Origin of the sequence: Pseudomonas sp. p50(2008) (assembly GCF_015351605.1) — a bacterium.
Taxonomy (GTDB): Bacteria; Pseudomonadota; Gammaproteobacteria; order Pseudomonadales; family Pseudomonadaceae; genus Aquipseudomonas.
In genome coordinates, this window is sequence record NZ_JACMYF010000005.1 from 451,345 (window position 1) to 470,260 (window position 18,916).

Consider the following 18,916-nt stretch of genomic DNA (forward strand, 5'->3'; position numbering starts at 1 on the left):
GGGTGGTGCGGCATTCCGATAAATCCCCTCACCACAACTCTGTGAAGTCTTTAACGCAAAAAGCCCTGTCACCAGGACAGGGCTTTTACTTGCCGCTTGAAGCTTGAAACTAATCGCTGTTCTTAAAACACCACACCCTGGCTACGCAGGTAGTCGTCATACGTCCCGCTGAAGTCGATCACGCCGCTTGGGCTCAACTCGATGATGCGGGTGGCCAGGGACGATACGAACTCACGGTCGTGGCTGACGAAGATCAGCGTGCCCGGGTAGTTCTCCAGCGCCAGGTTCAGTGCCTCGATGGATTCCATGTCCAAGTGGTTGGTCGGTTCATCCATGATCAGCACGTTCGGCTTTTGCAGGATCAGCTTGCCGAACAGCATGCGACCTTGTTCACCACCGGAGATCACTTTGACCGACTTGAGGATCTCGTCGTTGGAGAACAGCATGCGACCGAGGGTGCCACGAACGATTTGCTCGCCGCCCTGGGTCCATTGGCCCATCCAGTCGAACAGGTTGCAGTCGTCTTCGAAGTCGTGTGCGTGGTCCTGGGCGTAGTAGCCCAGTTCCGCGGCGTCGGTCCACTTCACGGTGCCGGCATCCGGGGTCAGTTCGTTGACCAGGGTGCGCAGCAGGGTGGTTTTACCGATACCGTTCGGGCCGATGATCGCCACGCGCTCGCCCGCTTCAACCTGGAAGCTGAAATCCTTGAACAGCGGCTTGCCGTCGAAGCCTTTGGCCATGCGCTCGACGATGACCGCCTGACGGTGCAGCTTCTTGGTTTGTTCGAAACGGATGAACGGGCTCACACGGCTCGAAGGCTTGACCTCGGCCAACTGGATCTTGTCGATCGCCTTGGCGCGGGAGGTCGCTTGCTTGGCTTTCGAGGCGTTGGCCGAGAAACGGCTGACGAACGATTGCAGTTCCGAAATCTGCGCTTTCTTCTTGGCGTTGTCCGACAGCAATTGCTCGCGGGACTGGGTCGCCACGGTCATGTACTCGTCGTAGTTGCCCGGGAACAGACGCAGTTCGCCGTAATCCAGGTCAGCCATGTGGGTGCACACGCTGTTCAGGAAGTGACGGTCGTGGGAGATGATGATCATCAGGCTGGAGCGCTGGGTCAGGATGTTTTCCAGCCAGCGGATGGTGTTGATGTCCAGGTGGTTGGTCGGTTCGTCGAGCAACAGCACTTCAGGATCGGAGAACAGTGCCTGAGCCAGCAATACGCGCAGTTTCCAGCCAGGAGACACTTCGCTCATCGGGCCGAAGTGCTGCTCGATGCCGATACCCAGGCCCAGCAGCAGTTCACCGGCACGGGATTCGGCGGTGTAGCCGTCCATTTCGGCGAACTCGGTTTCAAGCTCAGCTACGGCCATGCCGTCTTCTTCGGTCATTTCCGGCAGCGAGTAGATGCGGTCGCGCTCGGCCTTCACCTTCCACAGCTCTTCGTGACCCATGATCACGGTGTCGATCACGGTGAATTCTTCGTAGGCGAACTGGTCCTGGCGCAATTTACCCAGACGCACGTTCGGCTCGAGCATGACCTGGCCACCGGATGGCTCGAGATCGCCACCGAGGATTTTCATGAAGGTCGACTTGCCGCAACCGTTGGCGCCGATCAGGCCGTAACGGTTGCCCGCGCCGAATTTGACCGAAACGTTTTCGAATAGCGGCTTGGCGCCGAACTGCATCGTGATGTTAGCTGTAGAGATCAAAGGTTTTTCCTGCGAAGCATTCAGAGTAGCTAGGGTTGCGGCAGTACCGATTCAGTACCCGTTTCCGTTATTCAAACCACGGGACATACATCCCGGTCAGAAGCGGAAGGTCCATCTGGCAATAAGTGGACAGCAGCATATGGAGCGCTTGGCCCGAGTCTAAGTGCGCTGAGGCGGGGTTCATTCCCGTCATCAACCAAGGGGGGCGCGTAATGTTTGGCGGCGATTGTACTGGTCTGGCTCTTTAAACGATAGGGCGTTGAGGCCGCACGGGTATTTTGGCGGTATCAGCGGACATATTTTCACATCTCAATGCTAACAACTGGTTACAAGGCGTGGCTAAAATGCCCTGTCAGCCTATGCCGACAGGCATGGACTGCGTTTGTTCACTTCTGGCGTGTGACGATTCCGTGAAACTCATTATTGCTGCCATCTACGTGCTATCGATTGCCTACGTGCATCTGCGCGGGCGGGTGCGCCACAAGTTGGGGCGCCAGCTGAGCGATCATTCAACGTTTCTGGCGCCGGTCAATTGCTTCCTTTACCTGTGTTCGAAAATCCCCAACAAACCTTACCTCAATCCGGCCGATTTCCCTGATCTGAGTCCTTTGCAGGCGCATTGGGAAGAGATTCGCGAAGAAGGGCGCAACCTGATCAAGGCTGGGGAGATCAAGCGCTCCCAACAATACGACGATGTGGGTTTCAACTCGTTCTTCAAGACTGGCTGGAAACGCTTCTACCTCAAATGGTATGGCGACAGTCATCCTTCAGCGATGAAACTGTGTCCCCGCACGACCGAACTGGTACAGAGCATCGGTTCGATCAAGGCTGCGATGTTCGCGGAGCTGCCACCGGGCGCGAAACTGGTTCGCCATCGCGATCCCTACGCCGGGTCGTACCGTTATCACCTGGGACTGGAAACACCCAATGATGCGGGTTGCTACATCAATGTCGACGGTCAGAACTACCACTGGCGCGATGGCGAAGCGGTGATGTTTGACGAGACGTTCATTCATTACGCCGAAAACACCACCCAGCAGAACCGCATTATCTTGTTCTGCGATGTCGAGCGGCCAATGAGGTATCGCTGGGCCGCTGCGTTCAATGGCTGGTTCAGCCGTCATGTGATGTCGGCCGCGGGCGCGCCGAATGATGCGGGCGACAAAACGGGCGGGATCAACCGGTTGTTTGCCCGGATCTACAAGATTCGACTGCGAGGCAAGGCGCTGAAGAAGCGCAACCGCAAGCTGTATTACCTGGAGAAGTGGGCGGTACTGGGTGGGTTGTTGGCGGTGTTTGTCTTGATCTGACTGATGTGTTGCGGCCCTTGACCTCATCGCGAGCAAGTTCGGCTCCCACAGGTGACTGTTTTCTACTATTAAAGCTCGGCTCCCACAGCTGACCGGGTTTTAACAGTAGACACCCGTCACCTGTGGGAGCCGAGCTTGCTCGCGATGGCGTCAGTCACATCACCCACAACCTGATAGCGATGCTTGAATTAATCAGCCACTGGAACGCTTCGTGGCTTTTTTCGCCGTAGCGGTCTTCGCGGCAGGTTTCGATTTCGCGGCAGGCTTGGCCGCCGCTTTCCCACCCAGGCTCCGTTTTAGCAACTCGGTCAAATCGATCACATCCGCTGTCTTGCGCTCTTCCTCGCCCGTCGCCGTTTCCACATCCTCGATCTTGCCTTCATTGGCTTTCTTCTCGACCAACGACATGATCTTGTCCTCGAAGCTGTCGCGATAATCCTCGGGCGACCAGTCACCGCTCATGTCCTGGACCAGGCGCTTGGCCATGTCGAGTTCACCCTTGGCCAGTTTCGGCTCAGTGACCTCGCTGCCTAATTCAAGGGTGTCGAGGCTGCGTACTTCTTCCGGCCAGCGCAACATCACCAACACCATCGCCGATTCAAGCGGCATCAGCGCCGCCAGATGCTGACGGGTGTGCAGGACCACGTGAGCGAGCGCCACTTTGTTGGTTTTGCTGAGGGTCTCGCGCAGCAATGCGTAGACCTTGCCACCGCGTTTATCGGGCGCCAGGTAGTAGGGCGTGTCGATGTTCTGCAGTGGAATCTGGTCGCTGTCGACAAAGGAAAAAATGTCGATGGTCTGCGTGGACAACGGGTGCGCGGACTTGATTTCTTCTTCGCTCAAGACCACATAACGGCCCTTTTCGTATTGCACGCCTTTGACAATGTGCTCCTTGGTCACTTCCTTGCCCGTGACCTTATTAATGCGTTTGTAGCCCACGGGATCCATGCTGCGACTGTCGAGCCAGTCGAAATCCACCCCCTGGGAAGACGTCGCCGAGACCAGCGCTACAGGGATATGCACCAGCCCGAAACTGATTGCGCCTTTCCAGATTGCCCGTGCCATGGTCGTCTACTCATGAGTGATGTTCAGGTGACCCGTGACGCTGAGCAAAAGTTTCAGCGCGTTGAAGCCCGGCCGGTCTACGGATCAATCACACCGTCAACTCGTGTTACATGTTCTGAAAGAGGTTTTAGTTAACAAAACAGAACCCCGGGCGTAGCGTGACATCGAAGACCCTATCTACGAACACGTCGAGAGGTTCACCTCAATGAACACGATTGCGTTTGGCGCCACGTTGCTGTTGTTGAGCGGCGTGCTGGGCAATATGGCCCAGGCCGACGTCGCATTGTCCTCGTCACCGCTGCTGTTGGCCCAAAGCCCTACGGGTACGTCCAGCAATCCTTACAACAGCCCGATTCGACGGGCCAACCCCAATAGCATGCAAGGCACACAGCCTGCCGCACCGGTCATTCGCGGGCCCAACACCGTGCCCGTGCCGCGTCCTCCGACACTGGATAACGGTGGTATCGGTAATGGTTATCCGAATAGAACCGTGCCCGGCAGCCCACCCAAATTCATACCCAACCCACCGTATCGGGATGCCGATACCAGCAATCGCTGAACGGCCGGGCTGAGGTATTGCCAGTTTTTTTACGACATAAGGAATTGTGCATGTTGCGAAAAACCCTCCTGGCGACATTTTGCGCCAGCGCGATACTCACCACCGCATCGCCTGTCATGGCGGCGCCGACCCAGGAACTGAAGAGCGAGCAAGGCACACTCGAAGTCACGACCATCACTCAAGGGCTGGATCATCCCTGGGCACTGGCCTTTCTTCCGGATCGGCAAGGCATGCTGGTGACCGAGCGACCCGGCAACCTGCGGGTCGTCAGCGCCGATGGCAAACTTTCGTCCCCTATTAATGGCGTTCCGAAAGTCTGGGCCAAGGGGCAGGGCGGCTTGCTGGATGTGGTGCTGTCACCTGACTTCAAGCAAGACCGCACGGTCTACCTGTCGTATGCAGAAGGCGGGGGTGAGGGTGACAAGGCCGGGACGGCGGTTGGTCGCGGTCAACTCTCCGAGGACCTGACTACCCTGAAGAACTTCAAAGTGATCTTCCGCCAGGAGCCAAAGCTGTCGGTGGGCAACCACTTTGGTTCGCGACTGGTGTTCGACCGTGACGGTTATTTGTTCATCACCCTGGGTGAGAACAACGACCGGGCAACGGCCCAGGACCTCGATAAGCTGCAAGGCAAAGTGGTGCGAATCTACCCGGATGGCAAGGTGCCGGACGACAACCCCTTTGTCGGGCAATCTGGCGTTCGCCCGGAAATCTGGTCCTATGGCCAGCGCAATCCGCAAGGCGCTGCGCTCAATCCCTGGACGGGCGTCCTGTGGGAGAACGAGCATGGGCCACGGGGCGGTGACGAGATCAACATCATCGAGCGCGGCAAGAATTACGGCTGGCCGATGGCAACCCACGGTATCAACTATTCAGGCCAGCCGATTCCGGAATCCAAGGGCAAGGCCACTGAAGGCACCGTGGCGCCGCACCATGTCTGGGAAAAATCCCCGGGTCTCAGCGGTATGGCGTTCTACGACGCCGACCGTTTCAAGGTCTGGCAGCACAACGTGTTTATCGGAGCGCTGGTGACTCAGGAGCTAATCCGGCTGCAATTCGATGGCGACCGGGTCGTTCACGAAGAACGGTTGATGGGGGAGCTTAACAAGCGCATTCGTGATGTGCGGCAGGGGCCCGACGGTTATCTGTATGTACTGACCGATGAAAGCGATGGAGCGCTGTATAAGGTTGGATTGAAGTAACCCTGCATAACGAACTTTGTAGCAGCAGGCGTCCGGCTGAGGTGTGGCGAGGGGATTTATCCCCGCTGGGTCGCGCAGCGGCCCCAAAACTTTACGACTGCTTCGCAATCGAACGGGGATAAATCCCCTCGCCACAGGCTTCGCCAGCTGCTCCAAGGTTCGGCGTTTAACCGAGATTGAATCGGCCATTGACTTGCCATCAGCGGGCAGCTAATTTCCGTACATGACTTTTACCGTATTGCGTTGCCAGCCAAGCATTATTACCGCCATTCCTTATTTGGCGGGCTAGCTCACGACTGCAGCACCCAACCCGCCCTAGAGGCGGGTTTTTACTGTCTGTCTCCTGGGTTTTGAATCAACACGGTCGGTGTAGGAACTGCCGCTCCTACGCCGGCCTGTGTACCACAGGAGATAACAATGAACAGCACTCCCTGCCAGCAAACCCTGCTTGAGCGCTACGTAAAAAAGATCCTCGCCGCGCCCGTCTACGAGCTGGCTGTGCGAACACCCTTGCAAGTCGCCCCGGCTCTATCCGCAGCGCTGGGCAATCAGGTCCTGCTCAAGCGGGAGGACCTGCAACCGACCTTCTCCTTCAAGATTCGCGGTGCCTATAACAAGCTGGTGCAGTTGAGTGATGAGCAAAAGGCTCGGGGAGTGATCACCGCCTCTGCCGGCAATCATGCTCAGGGCGTTGCACTGGCGGCGCTTGAGCTGGGAATCGCAGCGACCATCGTGATGCCCTGCAAAACCCCGGAGTTAAAGGTGCTTGGCGTGCGCAGTCGAGCAGCGGAGGTGGTGTTACACGGGGAAAGTTTTCCATTTGCCCTGGCCCACGCGTTGCAATTGGCGGAGGAAGCCGGGCGCACCTTCGTTTCACCCTTCGACGACCCGGACGTGATTGCCGGACAGGGCACGGTTGCCATGGAAATCCTTCGCCAGCATCAGGGTCCGCTGGACCCGATATTCGTTCCGGTAGGCGGTGGAGGGTTGATCGCCGGGATCGCGGCGTATGTGAAATACCTGCGACCCGAAGTGCGCATCATCGGTGTCGAATCCGAACATTCTGCGTGTTTGGCCGCGGCATTAAGCGCGGGCACACGTGTGGTGCTACCGAGCGTTGGCACCTTTGCCGATGGCGTGGCCGTGGCGCAGATCGGCGCTTATGGATTCGAGGTTTGCCGGTTTTGTGTCGATGAAGTCATCACCGTCAGCAACGATGAACTCTGCGCCGCGATCAAGAACATCTACGACGATACCCGCTCGATCACCGAACCTTCCGGTGCGCTGGCGGTGGCCGGTATCAAGAAGTACGTGGCGCAGACACGAGCAAAAGGACAGACGCTGATCGCCATCGACTCCGGCGCCAACATCAATTTTGACAGTTTGCGGCATGTGGCCGAACGCGCCGCGTTGAACGGCGCTCCGGCCTGAGGCGACCTTTACTCTTGAACGGCTTTTTCGACTTTGCTCGATGCAGACCAGACCCGATAGCGGACGTCGACGTCTTCAGGCACGTAGAGCACGATAGGCAGCTTGCTGTTGTACCGCAGGAGGAATCCATCGCCTACGACCGGTACAAAGTCTTGTTTCGACTTGCCATCCGGACAGGCCATCATCGTGCTCATCGGGCCGATGACTTTTTCGAGTCGGTAAAACGGATAACCCCATCCTTCAAGATTCTTCTCCTCAAGAATGCCGCCTAGGCGCTGACGATTGCAGTCCACCGTCAGCGTCTTGCCGGCGAGGATTTCAACCTGGAAGTTCTCTTCCTGAGGTTGGGACGGGAGATGAATGACCTGCCGGGTGAAACCCTGTTCAGGTTTCGGGAACGGCGCGACTTCTTCGAGTTTGGCAGCGTGTACAACGGTGGACAGCCCGGCAATTATTAGCCCGACGGTCGTGTTAAAGGTCACAGAACCCATGATGCCTCCTTGCTTGTGAGTGGGGTGAGCGGATACTGGATGTATTCCCCGCATTCTTGCTTTCGTTGCCGCTTATAGCAAACCTGTTATGAGAGGGTTGCGTTTTGCATGTGCCCAAACTGGGTTTCTTGCAAATTGCATGAGGCTTTTTTCAGTCGGGTCGCTAACGCATTGATTTGCCGATGAGCTGCACGGCGAACTTCAAGGCATGAATTATGCTGTATCTGCTCCTAAGCCGACCGTGCAGTTTATTGAGTCGGTGTCGAGTTTGATTGGCTATCTCAAAATTAAGGAGAGGGTCGCCATGTTTTTGTCTGCCTTGGAACTTCGTAACATTATTGAAAGTAGCTTTCTGCCGAGACGCTGCCAATGCACGCTGACACCCGATCTTTCGATGACCATAAAAGTCTATTCCGACGGTGCGACGGATCAGCTTGATTTGTGTAAAACCGGAATAGACGCCAAGCAACTCAATGGGAGCCGGGAGATCAATGACCTGATCGCGGGGTTGCGTTCGGACATTGACCATCGAACGCATCTTCAGACACTCCATCCCGATCGAAAAGCCCTGTAGTTGCTCGCCGTAGAATCCCACACCTCAATGTCTGGCCTGGCAACCAGGCCAGACATTGCTTCAATTCTGATAGCTGCACGCATCGGATAATTTGCGATAGGTGATTTCTGCGGGTTTGCCCGTGTTGTCGATGTATTTCATTTCCGCCGTCACCACTTTGCAGTCCAGTGTCGAAGGTTCGGTCAAGGCGACCACCTTGGACACGTGCAATGGCATTCCATAGTGATAGGGCACGGCTTGCGTCTGCGCGGGGTCGCTGGCGTTTGCGATTCCGGTAAATGCCGTGAAGGCGAGGGAAGAAGCGAGCAGTACAGTGCGCACGTTCATGAACTTTCTCCAATGCAGAAGGCTGTCAACTCGACGAGACGATCGTCGGGCCTGCCGCACTGGGCGTCAGAGAAGTCTGAGGGCGTGCGGTCCAGTAAAGTTTTGGACCGCAGTGTTAAGGGATGGTTAACCTGCTTGAGCGCCGCCTGTCGGCTGGTAGAAAGGGATAGATATTCAACATTGCTACCGCCTGATAATCCGCTATCGCGAGCAGGCTCACTCCTACAAGGGTTTGAGGTTATATCGAGCTTTTGGCCGACACACACCGAATGAGGGAGCGAGCTTGCTCGCGATGAGGCCATGGCTTCATCAAAGATCCAATTGATGCCGATACGGCAGATCCGGCCCCGTCTTGCTGCAGGTCAACGCTGCTGCTTGCACTGCAAATTTCAGCATCGCCTCAATCTGCTCACGCGCCAGCCGCTGCACCCCCTCCACCGAATCCATCTGCTGCTCGGTCAGCCACGCAATCAACGCGGCCTGAAAGGTGTCGCCTGCGCCCACCGTGTCAGCAATGTCCACCGGGCGCGCCGCCACCGACCATGAACCGTGCTGCCGACTGAACACCGTCGCGCCTTCGCCTCCGCGCGTCAGGAACACCAGCTGGCAGCGATGTTCCAGCCAGCCCTCGATCACCCGTTGCGGGTCTTGTTCGGGGTACAACAGGCTCAGGTCTTCGTCGCTGACCTTGATCAGGTCGGCAAGCTCGACCAACGTCGCGATGCGAGAACGCCACAGCTCAATGTCGGGCTCAGGATTCAGCCGCACATTCGGGTCCAGGCTGATCAGACGCTTGCCACTTTCACGCTGCACCAGCGCCAGCAGCGTGTCGGCAATCGGCTGCACCACCAGCGAGAACGAGCCAACGTGCAATCCCTTCACCTCAGATCCCAAGGGCGGCAAGTGTTCCAGTTTCAATTGTCGATCCGCACAGCCTTCACCCCGAAAGCTGTAGTGAGGCGAGCCGTTTGCACCCACTGCCACCATCGCCAGGGTGGTCGGTGCGGCGAAATCCACCAAAAAATCCGGGCGCACCCCTTCGTCTCGCAGTACTTGCTGCAGGCGCCTGCCCAGATAGTCGGTGGACAACCCAGCAAACAGCGCGGCTTCCGCGCCTAAACGGCGCAAGCCTACCGCCACGTTGAACGGCGAGCCGCCAGCGATGGCCTTGAAATTAACCCTAGAAGCCAGACCGCTGGCATCGTCTTCGCTGAAGAAATCGAACAGCGCTTCACCACACACCAGATACATAATTGTTCGCTCTTTAAAGTGTTGCGACATGCCGTTGATAGCGCTCATAAGCCTGCTCGAACGCTGCCACATTGGCGGCAATCGGCAGGGTTTCGCTGGCCAGGTCGAGCTTTACACAGCGCTCGCACAGATCCGCCAGGCTGTCCTCGTGTCCAGTTGCCCAGGACGTGCACCAAGCCGCCTGAATCGCCGCGCCGAGCGCTGCGGCTTCACTTTGCTCGGTGCAGATCACTGGCGTGTTCATGATATCGGCGACCATCTGCCGCCAAACCGGGCTTTTCGAGCCGCCGCCGATCAGGCAGATGCGCAGGCTTTTTAAGCCATTGTGGCGTAACAGGTCCAGCCCGTAGCGCAAACCAAAGGTGGTGCCTTCGACAACGGCGCGACACAGATTGGCCTGGGTCAGGTTGGTCATGGTCAGCCCCAGCAGGCTACCGGTGGCGTGGGGCAGGGCGGGCACCCGTTCGCCGTTGAGAAACGGCAGCATGCAAATGCCATCGGCGCCGATCGGAGCTTGTGCAATTTGTTCGTTGAACTGCTCGATAGTCAGGTCGAACAGCTCACGAATCACCCCAGTGGCGTTGGTCAGGTTCATGGTGCAAATCAGTGGCAACCACCCACCGGTCGAGGAGCAGAACGTCGCCACCGACGCATCCTTGCTGACTTTCGGCTGATCGGCGTAAGCGTAAACCGTCCCCGAAGACCCCAGGCTCATGGTGATGGCGCCGGGCTTGATGTTGCCGGTGCCAATGGCACCCATCATGTTGTCACCGCCGCCGCTGGAGACTGTTGCTTTCGGGTTGATGCCCAGGCGCTCTGCGATGCTCCCAAGGACGGTACCGACCGCTTCATGAGCGTCTATCAACTCCGGCAGTGCGGCTTGCAAACGTCCGGTGGGATCAATGTCGCGCAGCAGCTGCAAATCCCACTGACGGGTGCGCACGTTAAAGTAGCCGGTGCCGGATGCGTCGCCGTATTCGCTGCAACTGCGGCCAGTGAGCCAGTAATTAAGGTAGTCATGGGGCAACAGGATGCGTGCGATTCGGGCGAATATCTGTGGGTGCTGTTCCTTGGTCCAGAGCAGTTTGGAAACGGTGTAGCCGGGTGCGATGACAATGCCGAGACGTTCCAGGGAGCCTTCTTCACCGCCCAGATGAGCCAGCAGGCGTTCATTCTGCGGGGTGGATTCGGTGTCACACCACAACTTGGCCGGACGCAGCACCTGACCTTGATGGTCGAGCAGGACCAGGCCATGTTGCTGCCCGGAAACACCGATGCCGAGGATGTCCTGACCGTCGACATTGGCCGCGAGCAGCGCACGGCGAGTCGCCAGGCAAAAGGCCTCGGTCCATTCATGTGTGTCTTGTTCACGCCGGCCATTGGCGCCGCTGATCAGCGTGTGCGGAGCGGCTCCCTGGCCTATGACCTGACCACTGACAGCGTCGAGGATGATGGCTTTGGTGCCTTGGGTGCCGCAGTCGATGCCCAGGAACAGGTGTTGGTTTGCCATGGGAGATCCTTGGGTCTTCAGTTCGATATGAATACACATTCAGCCTATAAGTTGCCTGCTAGTCCGCCTTCGCGGGCAAGCCCGCTCCCACAGTGTTCGGGGATGTAACACAGGTGTGTGAACGACATTTAACCCCGTGGGAGCGGGCTTGCCCGCGAAGGCGACTTCAGCTTCACCCCATCAAGCCAACACCCGCTCCAACGTCCGCGACACCCCCACCTCGCGCAAACTGTTGCAGCACCACTCAAACGCCGCCACAAATTCGGGAGAGTCTGGAATCGCCGTGCCAAAAATCTCCTCGACCGCCAACAACCGCTGCGTGATCAGCGCATCCTCCGCCACCAGCGCCTGGCAAAACACCGCCCGCGGATCGGGGATTGAAAACGTCTCCCCATACTCATCGACACCCTTCAGATACAACGCCCAAGCCGCCACCACCAACGCTGCACGCCGTGTGTCCCGGCCATCGGCAATCAACCGATTGATGGTCGGCACGGTGAACTTGGGAAACTTCGACGAGCCATCCGAACACACCCGCTCCAGTTGGTCGGCAATCGCCTGATTGGAGAACCGCTCAACCAGCGTGTTCTTGTAATCGGTCAAGTCAATTCCCGGCACGGGCGAGAGTTGCGGCGTCACGTCCAGGTCCATGTAGGCACGCATGTAACGCACGAACAGCGGATCGTTCATGGTTTCGTGAACGAAGCGGTAGCCCTTCAGAAACCCGAGATACGTCAGCGCCAGGTGGCTGCCGTTGAGCAGTTTGATTTTCATCTCTTCATAAGGCGTCACGTCGTCGGTGAACTGCACGCCGACCTTCTCCCAGGCCGGGCGTCCGTTGACGAACCGGTCTTCCAGTACCCACTGCACAAAGGGTTCACAGACCACCGGCCAGGCGTCGTCCACCGCGTGTTTGTCAGCCAGTTGCAGGCGATGTTCGGTGCTGGTCATCGGCGTGATGCGGTCGACCATGGCATTGGGGAAGCTCACGTTGTCAGCGATCCAGTCGCGCAGATCAGCATCACGCAATTCGGCGAACGCCAGCAGGGCTTTACGGGTGACGGCGCCGTTGTGCGGCAGGTTATCGCAGGACATCAAGGTGAACGCCGGGATGCCGGCGGCCCGCCGTCGGGCCAGCGCGGCGCAGAGGAAGCCGAACACGGTTTTCGGATTGTCCGGGTTCGCCAGATCATGCTGGATCTGCGGCAGATGGGCCATGAACTCGCCGTTACTGTCATCGATGCAGTAACCGCCTTCGGTGATGGTCAGCGAGACAATACGAATCTGCGGGTTCGCGAGTTTGGCGATCAGTGCCTCGGCGCCATCTTCAGCCAACAACATGTCGCGTATCGCGCCGATGACCCGGACTTCGGTGTCGTCGGTGTCGCCCAGTTCGAACAGTGTGAACAGGCAATCCTGCTCCTTGAGGTCATCCCGGGCGCGACGGTCTTCGGCACGCAGGCCTATCCCGCAAATCGCCCAGTCCAGACCTTCGCCGGTGTTCATCAGCGCGTCGGTGTAATACGCCTGGTGCGCACGGTGAAAACCACCGACGCCGATATGCGCGATACCCTGGCGAGTGTCGCTGAGCGTGTAGGAAGGCAAGACCACCTCAGGAGCGAGGCGATGCATATTCTGTTTATTGAGTTTCATCACAGGCTCTCTAAGATCAGGCCGCTGCACGCAACGGGCGCGTCAACGCCACGCCGTCGGCATCGAACAAATGGCAGTGTTGAGCATCCAGGTGCAGGCTCAGGGTCTCGCCATAACGGCTGGCCAGGTCGCCGCGAACGCGCATCGTCAGTGCTTCACCCGAGGAGGTGACGACATGGCAGAAGGTGTCGCTGCCCAGGCGTTCGCTGACATCGGCGGTGACGTTGAGTGTGCAATCACCGGTTTGCGCAAGCTCCAGATGTTCTGGGCGAATGCCCAGGGTCACGGCGCCACCGACGCTCAGGTTCGCGCCGGACAGCGGCAAGGTAATACGCGTGCCGGCGTCCAGCAGCACTTCGCAGCCCTGGCCGTCGGTGCGGGTGATCTTGCCTTTCAGGAAGCCCATTTTCGGCGTGCCGAGAAAGCCTGCGACAAACAGGTTGGCGGGCTGGTGATAGAGGTCCAGTGGCGAGCCCACTTGCTCGATCTTGCCGCCATTGAGCACAACGACTTTGTCAGCCATGGTCATGGCTTCGACCTGGTCGTGGGTGACGTAGATCATCGTCGCTTGCAGGTCTTTATGCAGTCGCAACAACTCCAGACGCATCTGCACCCGCAGTGCGGCGTCGAGGTTGGACAGCGGTTCGTCGAACAGAAAAATCTTCGGGTTGCGCACGATGGCCCGGCCGATGGCCACGCGTTGACGCTGCCCGCCAGACAATTGTTTAGGCTTGCGTTCCAGCATCGGCCCGAGTTCGAGGATGCGGGCGGCTTCACCGACTTTCTTCTCTACCTCGGCTTTGGATACGCCGGCCAGGTCCAGGGCAAACGACATGTTTTTGCGCACGCTCATGTGCGGGTACAGGGCGTAAGTCTGGAACACCATCGCGAGGTCGCGCTTGGCCGGGCTGACTTCGGTGATGTCACGGCCATCCAGTTCGATGGTGCCGCCGCTGACTTCTTCCAGGCCCGCAATCAGGCGCAACAGGGTGGATTTGCCGCAACCCGACGGGCCGACGAACACCACGAATTCCTTATCGTTCACTTCCAGGTCGATGCCCTTGATGATGGAAAAGCCTTCGAAGCCTTTTTGCAGATTCTTGATTTTCAGGTTGGCCATGATGATGGGCCTCCGCAGTATTGTTATTCGTTTGAGCCGGGCGAGCTTTTTTGCAGGAGTGAGCCTGCTCGCGATAGCGGAGTGTCATTCAACAATGATGTCGACTGACACGGCCTCATCGCGAGCAGGCTCACTCCTACAGGGAATCGCATTGGGTTCGGGATCTTCATTTCACAGCGCCAAACGACAGGCCGCGCACCAGTTGTTTCTGGCTGATCCAGCCAAAAATCAGGATCGGCGCGCAGGCCAGCGTCGAGACTGCCGACAACTTGGCCCAAAACAGACCTTCGGGGCTCGAGTACGAGGCAATCAGCGCGGTCAGTGGCGCGGCTTTCGACGAGGTCAGGTTCAACGACCAGAACGCCTCGTTCCAGCACAGGATCAGCGACAGCAGTACCGTGGACGCCAGGCCACCCTTGGCGATCGGCAACAGCACGCGGACCATTTCCTGCCACAGCGTGGCCCCGTCCAGACGCGCGGCTTCGAGGATGTCTTTGGGGATGTCTTTGAAGTAGGTGTAAATCATCCAGACCACGATCGGCAGATTGATCAGCGTGTAGATGATGATCAACGCGATGCGCGTATCCAGCAGCCCGAAGCTCTTGGCCAGCAGGTAGATCGGCATCAGCACGCCCACCGGTGGCAGCATTTTGGTGGAGAGCATCCACAGCAACGTGCCTTTGGTGCGTTGGGTTTCGTAGAACGCCATGGAATAGGCCGCAGGCACCGCGATCAACAGGCACAGGGCGGTGGCGCTGAAGGAAATCACCACCGAGTTCCAGGCAAAGCTGAAGTAATCGCTGCGCTCATTGATGTGCAGGTAGTTCTCCAGCGTCGGCGTGAAAATGAACTGCGGAGGCGTGGCGAAGGCGTCGATTTCGGTTTTGAAACTGGTCAGCACCATCCAGAAGATCGGGAAGAAAATCAGGATCGCGATGGCCCAGGCCAGGGTGCCGAGCAGCAGGCTTTGCAGGCGACGGGATTGTTGAAGAGTCATGGCAGGCCTCAGGCTTTGTCTGTCAGGTTTTTGCCGATCATGCGCACCAGGATGATCGCCGCGATGTTGGCAATCACCACGGCGATCAATCCGCCCGCCGATGCCATGCCGACGTCGAACTGCACCAGCGCCTGGTTGTAGATCAGGTACGCGAGGTTGGTCGAGGCATAGCCGGGTCCACCGTTGGTGGTGGTGAAGATTTCGGCGAACACCGAGAGCAGGAAGATGGTTTCGATCATCACCACCACAGCAATCGGCCGAGCGAGGTGCGGCAGCGTCAGGTGCCAGAAAATCGCGATCGGCCCGGCACCGTCCAGGCGTGCGGCTTCTTTCTGTTCCTGGTCGAGGGACTGCATGGCGGTCATCAGGATCAGGATCGCAAAGGGCAGCCATTGCCAGGACACGATGATGATGATCGACAGCAGCGGGTAGTGCGCCAGCCAGTCCACCGGTTGCGCGCCGAACAGTTTCCAGACGTAGGCAAGAATCCCCGAGACCGGATGGAAAATCAGGTTCTTCCAGATCAGGGCGCCAACGGTGGGCATGATGAAGAACGGCGAGATCAGCATGACCCGAACGATGCCGCGACCGAGAAACTCACTGGCCTCCAGCAACGCACTGATCAGTACGCCGAGTACGACGCTGATCAGCAGCACACTGCCCACCAGCAGCAAAGTATTGGTGGCCCCGGGCATGAACCCCGAGTCGGTCAGGAAATAGGTGAAGTTCTCCAGCCCCACGAACTCGTTTTCGCCCGGATTGAGCAGGTTGTAGCGAATCACCGAGAAATAGACGGTCATGCCCAGCGGCACGATCATCCAGAGCAGCAACAAGGCTACGGAAGGGCTGACCAGAAACCAGCCGGGATTGGCCAGCCGGCTTTTACGCACCGGCTGGGGAATGTCCATGTGAGCTTTGGCAGTTGAAATATTCATGGCTTTAAACCGATTCTTGCAGACCTATGAGAATTCAATGTAGGAGCGAGCCTGCTCGCGATGGCGGTTGATCAGCCACCCACATTGATTGCATTAGTCCTGTGGGAGCATGGCTTGCCCGCGATTGCCGCGACGCGGTGTTCAGATGAACCGCGTTATCGTTCATCGCGAGCAAGCTTTGCGCCTACAGCGTGCGGGATTACTTGGGATAACCGGCGCGCTTCATCTCTCGTTCAGTAGTCTGCTGGGCGGCGGCCAGGGCCTGATCGACCGAGGTCTGACCGATGAGCGCTGCCGAGAACGATTTGCCCACCTGGGTGCCGATGCCCTGGAACTCGGGAATCGTCACCAACTGAATACCGATGTAAGGCACAGGCTTGAGCGTCGGCTTGCTTGGGTCCGCCGCTTTCAGCGACTCCAGCGTCACCTTGGCGAACGGCGCGGCGCTCATGTACGCCTCGCTGTAGGTCGAGGCCCGAGTGCCTGGTGGCACGTTGGCGATGCCGTCGGTTTTGGCGACCAGTTCACCGTATTCCCTGGACGTGGCCCAGGCGCTGAAGGTTTTCGCCGCGTCTTTCGCCTTGGAACTGGCCGGAATCGCCAGCGCCCAGGAATAGAGCCAGGCCGAACCTTTGTCCGTCACCTGATGCGGGGCATAGGTAAAGCCGACGTGGTCGCTGACTTTGCTCTGGGTCTTGTCGGTGACGAACGAACCGGCAACGCTGGCATCGACCCAGATCGCGCATTTGCCGCTGTTGAACAGCGCAAGGTTTTCGTTGAAACCGTTGCTCGACGCGCCCGGCGGGCCGGATTTTTTCATGATGTCGACGTAGAAATTCAGCGCGTTTTTCCACTTCGGCCCGGTGAATTCCGGCTGCCACTTTTCGTCGAACCAGCGCGCACCGTAGGCGTTGGCCAGGGTGGTGATCAGGGCCATGTTCTCGCCCCAACCGGCTTTGCCACGCAGGCAGATGCCGTACTGTTCTTTGTCTTTGTTGGTGAGTTTGCTGGCGAACTCACCGATCTGCTCCCAGGTCGGACGCTCGGGCATGGTCAGGCCGGCATCCTTGAACAGGTCGGTGCGGTAATAAGTGATGGAGCTTTCAGCGTAAAACGGCAGGGCATACAACGAACCCTTGACCGAGAGGCCTTCACGCACGGAAGGAAACACGTCGTCGAGCGCATACGCGGCGGGCAAATCCTTCATCGGCTCCAACCAGCCCTTGGCGCCCCAGAGTGCGGCTTCGTACATGCCGATAGTCAGAACGTCGAACTGACCGCCCTGGGTCGCAATGTCCGTGGTCAGGCGTTGGCGCAGGACGTTTTCTTCAAGCACCACCCAATTGAGCTTGATCTCCGGATGCTCGGCTTCGAAGGTTTTCGAGAGCTTTTGCATGCGGATCATGTCGCTGTTGTTGACGGTGGCGATGGTCAGGGTCTGGGCGCCGAGGCTGACGCTGCTGAAGGTCAGGCAGGCGAGGGCAAGCAGAGCTTTTGCAGAAGGTTGCATCGTGCACTCCTTTTCTGCACCCGAGGGGGGACAGAAGGACAGTTATTGTTTTTGTGTCTGCCGGAGACCGGAAGAATGTGCACTGATTACAACGTTCAATCGAGCGCGTGACAAATTGTTCATCGCACTCAAACCGATACTATTTTGCACTGACAGGCGGTTGCGAAGATGCCACGTCGGATACTTCTGTACCAGCTGCCGAAGGCTGCGTTCGAGTGCGCAGCGCTCGCCGAATGTGGGTCATACGGCGAATCCAGAGATTAAAAAACGGAAACGATGGCGCCTGCTGCGCAGGTGAACGCAGCCTTCGGCAGCGGCTACAGGAGGAAGCGTCAGTGCTGGTTTTGCTCAGTCAAACGCTGCACCGCCAACCGCCGATAATGCGAAGGCGTCATGCCCTTGAGCTGTTGAAAGCGTCGATTGAAATTGGAAATATTGTTGAAACCCGACTCAAAGCAGACATCGGTCACCGGCTTGTCGCCGTCCGCCAGCAATTCGCAGGATTTGCTGATGCGCAAGCGGTTGACGAACTCGATGAAGCAGCGCCCGGTGGCTTGCTTGAACACACGGCTGAAATACGTCGGCTTCATCCCCAGGTGCGCGGCGACTTCTTCCAGGGGCAGTTCCCGTGCGTAATGGGCAAAGATGTAATCGACCGCGCGGTTGGTGCGGTCAACGTTATGCTCATCGGCCAGTTGCGATGTGGTGGCGCCGGACAGCAATTGGTAATCGTCCGAAGCGGCCAGCAACTCCAGCAAAATGAAAAAATGCCCGAGGCGGGTCACGCCTTGGGTGTCGGCGATACGCTGCATCAGGCTCATCGCCTGGCGGATCGTGCGCTGGCAGCGGAATTCGATACCGTACTGCGCACGCTCAAGCAGTGGCGCCAGGGCCTTGAGCTCGGCGAAGACCAGGTGACCACTGTCGAACAATTCATCCGTGAAATTCACCAGCATGTCGCGCTTGGGCACCACCTCGTCTTCGGCGACCTGGCTGATCCAGTTGTGGGGCAGGTTGGGGCCGGTGAGAAACAGGGTTTGCGGGTAAAAATTGCCGATGTAATCGCCGATGAACACCTTGCCGGAGCTGGCAACGATCAGGTGCAGTTCGTATTCCTTGTGGAAATGCCAGCGCACCAAAGGGCAGGGGAAGCCATGCTGGCGATAGATGATGGACAGACCGTTGTGGTCGTCCATCAACTCGTAGGAGGGGTCGGTAACTCTGGCTGCTCGGCTCATGTCAGGGCGCTTTTATTGTTCTCGCACGCTG

Annotated in this window: 16 protein-coding genes and 1 pseudogene; 5 read left to right on the top strand and 12 right to left on the bottom strand. The window is 58.1% G+C overall.

Features of this window, described 5'->3' with window-relative positions; genetic code table 11:
* Positions 1-122: 122 nt before the first annotated feature.
* The gene (locus tag H7698_RS16740) at positions 123-1,712 is read right to left on the bottom strand and encodes an ABC-F family ATPase (protein WP_010460520.1); all 1,590 of its coding nucleotides are present in this window, start codon (positions 1,710-1,712) and stop codon (positions 123-125) included.
* A 410-nt stretch (positions 1,713-2,122) separates the two neighbouring features.
* Here H7698_RS16740 and lpxO point away from each other — a divergent pair, with 410 nt between their 5' ends.
* Positions 2,123-3,022 (top strand): lipid A hydroxylase LpxO, encoded by a 900-nt coding sequence (gene lpxO / locus H7698_RS16745; RefSeq protein ID WP_194692158.1) that lies wholly within the window; start codon positions 2,123-2,125, stop codon positions 3,020-3,022.
* A gap of 192 nt (positions 3,023-3,214) precedes the next feature.
* On the opposite strand, the gene ku is transcribed toward lpxO, so the two are convergent.
* The gene (ku, locus tag H7698_RS16750; RefSeq protein ID WP_162438190.1) at positions 3,215-4,087 is read right to left on the bottom strand and encodes a non-homologous end joining protein Ku; all 873 of its coding nucleotides are present in this window, start codon (positions 4,085-4,087) and stop codon (positions 3,215-3,217) included.
* Positions 4,088-4,292: 205 nt separating this feature from the next.
* Here ku and H7698_RS16755 point away from each other — a divergent pair, with 205 nt between their 5' ends.
* The 3 genes and pseudogenes from H7698_RS16755 to ilvA all read left to right on the top strand — a co-directional run.
* Complete coding sequence (locus tag H7698_RS16755; protein WP_194692159.1) at positions 4,293-4,646, top strand: hypothetical protein; 354 nt, start codon at positions 4,293-4,295, stop codon at positions 4,644-4,646.
* Positions 4,647-4,696: 50 nt separating this feature from the next.
* Positions 4,697-5,848 carry a PQQ-dependent sugar dehydrogenase gene (locus tag H7698_RS16760; protein WP_194692160.1) on the top strand — a complete coding sequence of 384 codons (1,152 nt, stop codon included), beginning with the start codon at positions 4,697-4,699 and terminating at the stop codon, positions 5,846-5,848.
* A gap of 417 nt (positions 5,849-6,265) precedes the next feature.
* Positions 6,266-7,261 (top strand): annotated as a pseudogene (ilvA, locus tag H7698_RS16765) (threonine ammonia-lyase, biosynthetic); the annotation flags it as partial.
* 26 nt (positions 7,262-7,287) lie between these two features.
* Here the strand turns inward: ilvA and eco are convergent.
* Entirely contained in the window at positions 7,288-7,770 is a 483-nt protein-coding gene (gene eco / locus H7698_RS16770; RefSeq protein WP_194692162.1) for a serine protease inhibitor ecotin, read from the bottom strand.
* 304 nt (positions 7,771-8,074) lie between these two features.
* On the opposite strand from eco, the gene H7698_RS16775 reads away from it, so the two are divergent.
* Complete coding sequence (locus H7698_RS16775; RefSeq protein ID WP_162438220.1) at positions 8,075-8,344, top strand: DUF1652 domain-containing protein; 270 nt, start codon at positions 8,075-8,077, stop codon at positions 8,342-8,344.
* A 60-nt stretch (positions 8,345-8,404) separates the two neighbouring features.
* On the opposite strand, the gene H7698_RS16780 is transcribed toward H7698_RS16775, so the two are convergent.
* The 9 genes from H7698_RS16780 to H7698_RS16820 form a co-directional block, all read right to left on the bottom strand.
* On the bottom strand, positions 8,405-8,671 hold the full coding sequence (locus H7698_RS16780; RefSeq protein WP_194692163.1) for a DUF2790 domain-containing protein: 267 nt from the start codon (positions 8,669-8,671) through the stop codon (positions 8,405-8,407).
* 309 nt (positions 8,672-8,980) lie between these two features.
* Positions 8,981-9,922 carry a carbohydrate kinase family protein gene (locus H7698_RS16785; protein WP_194692235.1) on the bottom strand — a complete coding sequence of 314 codons (942 nt, stop codon included), beginning with the start codon at positions 9,920-9,922 and terminating at the stop codon, positions 8,981-8,983.
* Positions 9,923-9,935: 13 nt separating this feature from the next.
* Complete coding sequence (gene xylB, locus H7698_RS16790) at positions 9,936-11,432, bottom strand: xylulokinase (RefSeq protein ID WP_194692164.1); 1,497 nt, start codon at positions 11,430-11,432, stop codon at positions 9,936-9,938.
* 180 nt (positions 11,433-11,612) lie between these two features.
* Positions 11,613-13,085, bottom strand: a complete 1,473-nt coding sequence (locus tag H7698_RS16795; protein WP_194692165.1) for a mannitol dehydrogenase family protein — start codon at positions 13,083-13,085, stop codon at positions 11,613-11,615.
* 16 nt (positions 13,086-13,101) lie between these two features.
* Positions 13,102-14,205 (bottom strand): ABC transporter ATP-binding protein, encoded by a 1,104-nt coding sequence (locus tag H7698_RS16800; RefSeq protein WP_194692166.1) that lies wholly within the window; start codon positions 14,203-14,205, stop codon positions 13,102-13,104.
* Between the two features lie 166 nt (positions 14,206-14,371).
* Positions 14,372-15,202: a carbohydrate ABC transporter permease gene (locus H7698_RS16805; protein WP_109786963.1), complete on the bottom strand. Its 831-nt coding sequence runs from the start codon at positions 15,200-15,202 to the stop codon at positions 14,372-14,374.
* Positions 15,203-15,210: 8 nt separating this feature from the next.
* Positions 15,211-16,137 (bottom strand): carbohydrate ABC transporter permease, encoded by a 927-nt coding sequence (locus H7698_RS16810; RefSeq protein WP_194692167.1) that lies wholly within the window; start codon positions 16,135-16,137, stop codon positions 15,211-15,213.
* Between the two features lie 199 nt (positions 16,138-16,336).
* A complete protein-coding gene (locus H7698_RS16815; RefSeq protein ID WP_194692168.1) occupies positions 16,337-17,647 on the bottom strand; it encodes an ABC transporter substrate-binding protein in 1,311 nt (436 codons plus the stop codon).
* Positions 17,648-17,979: 332 nt separating this feature from the next.
* Entirely contained in the window at positions 17,980-18,885 is a 906-nt protein-coding gene (locus tag H7698_RS16820) for an AraC family transcriptional regulator (protein WP_162438203.1), read from the bottom strand.
* Between the last annotated feature and the right edge of the window lie 31 nt (positions 18,886-18,916).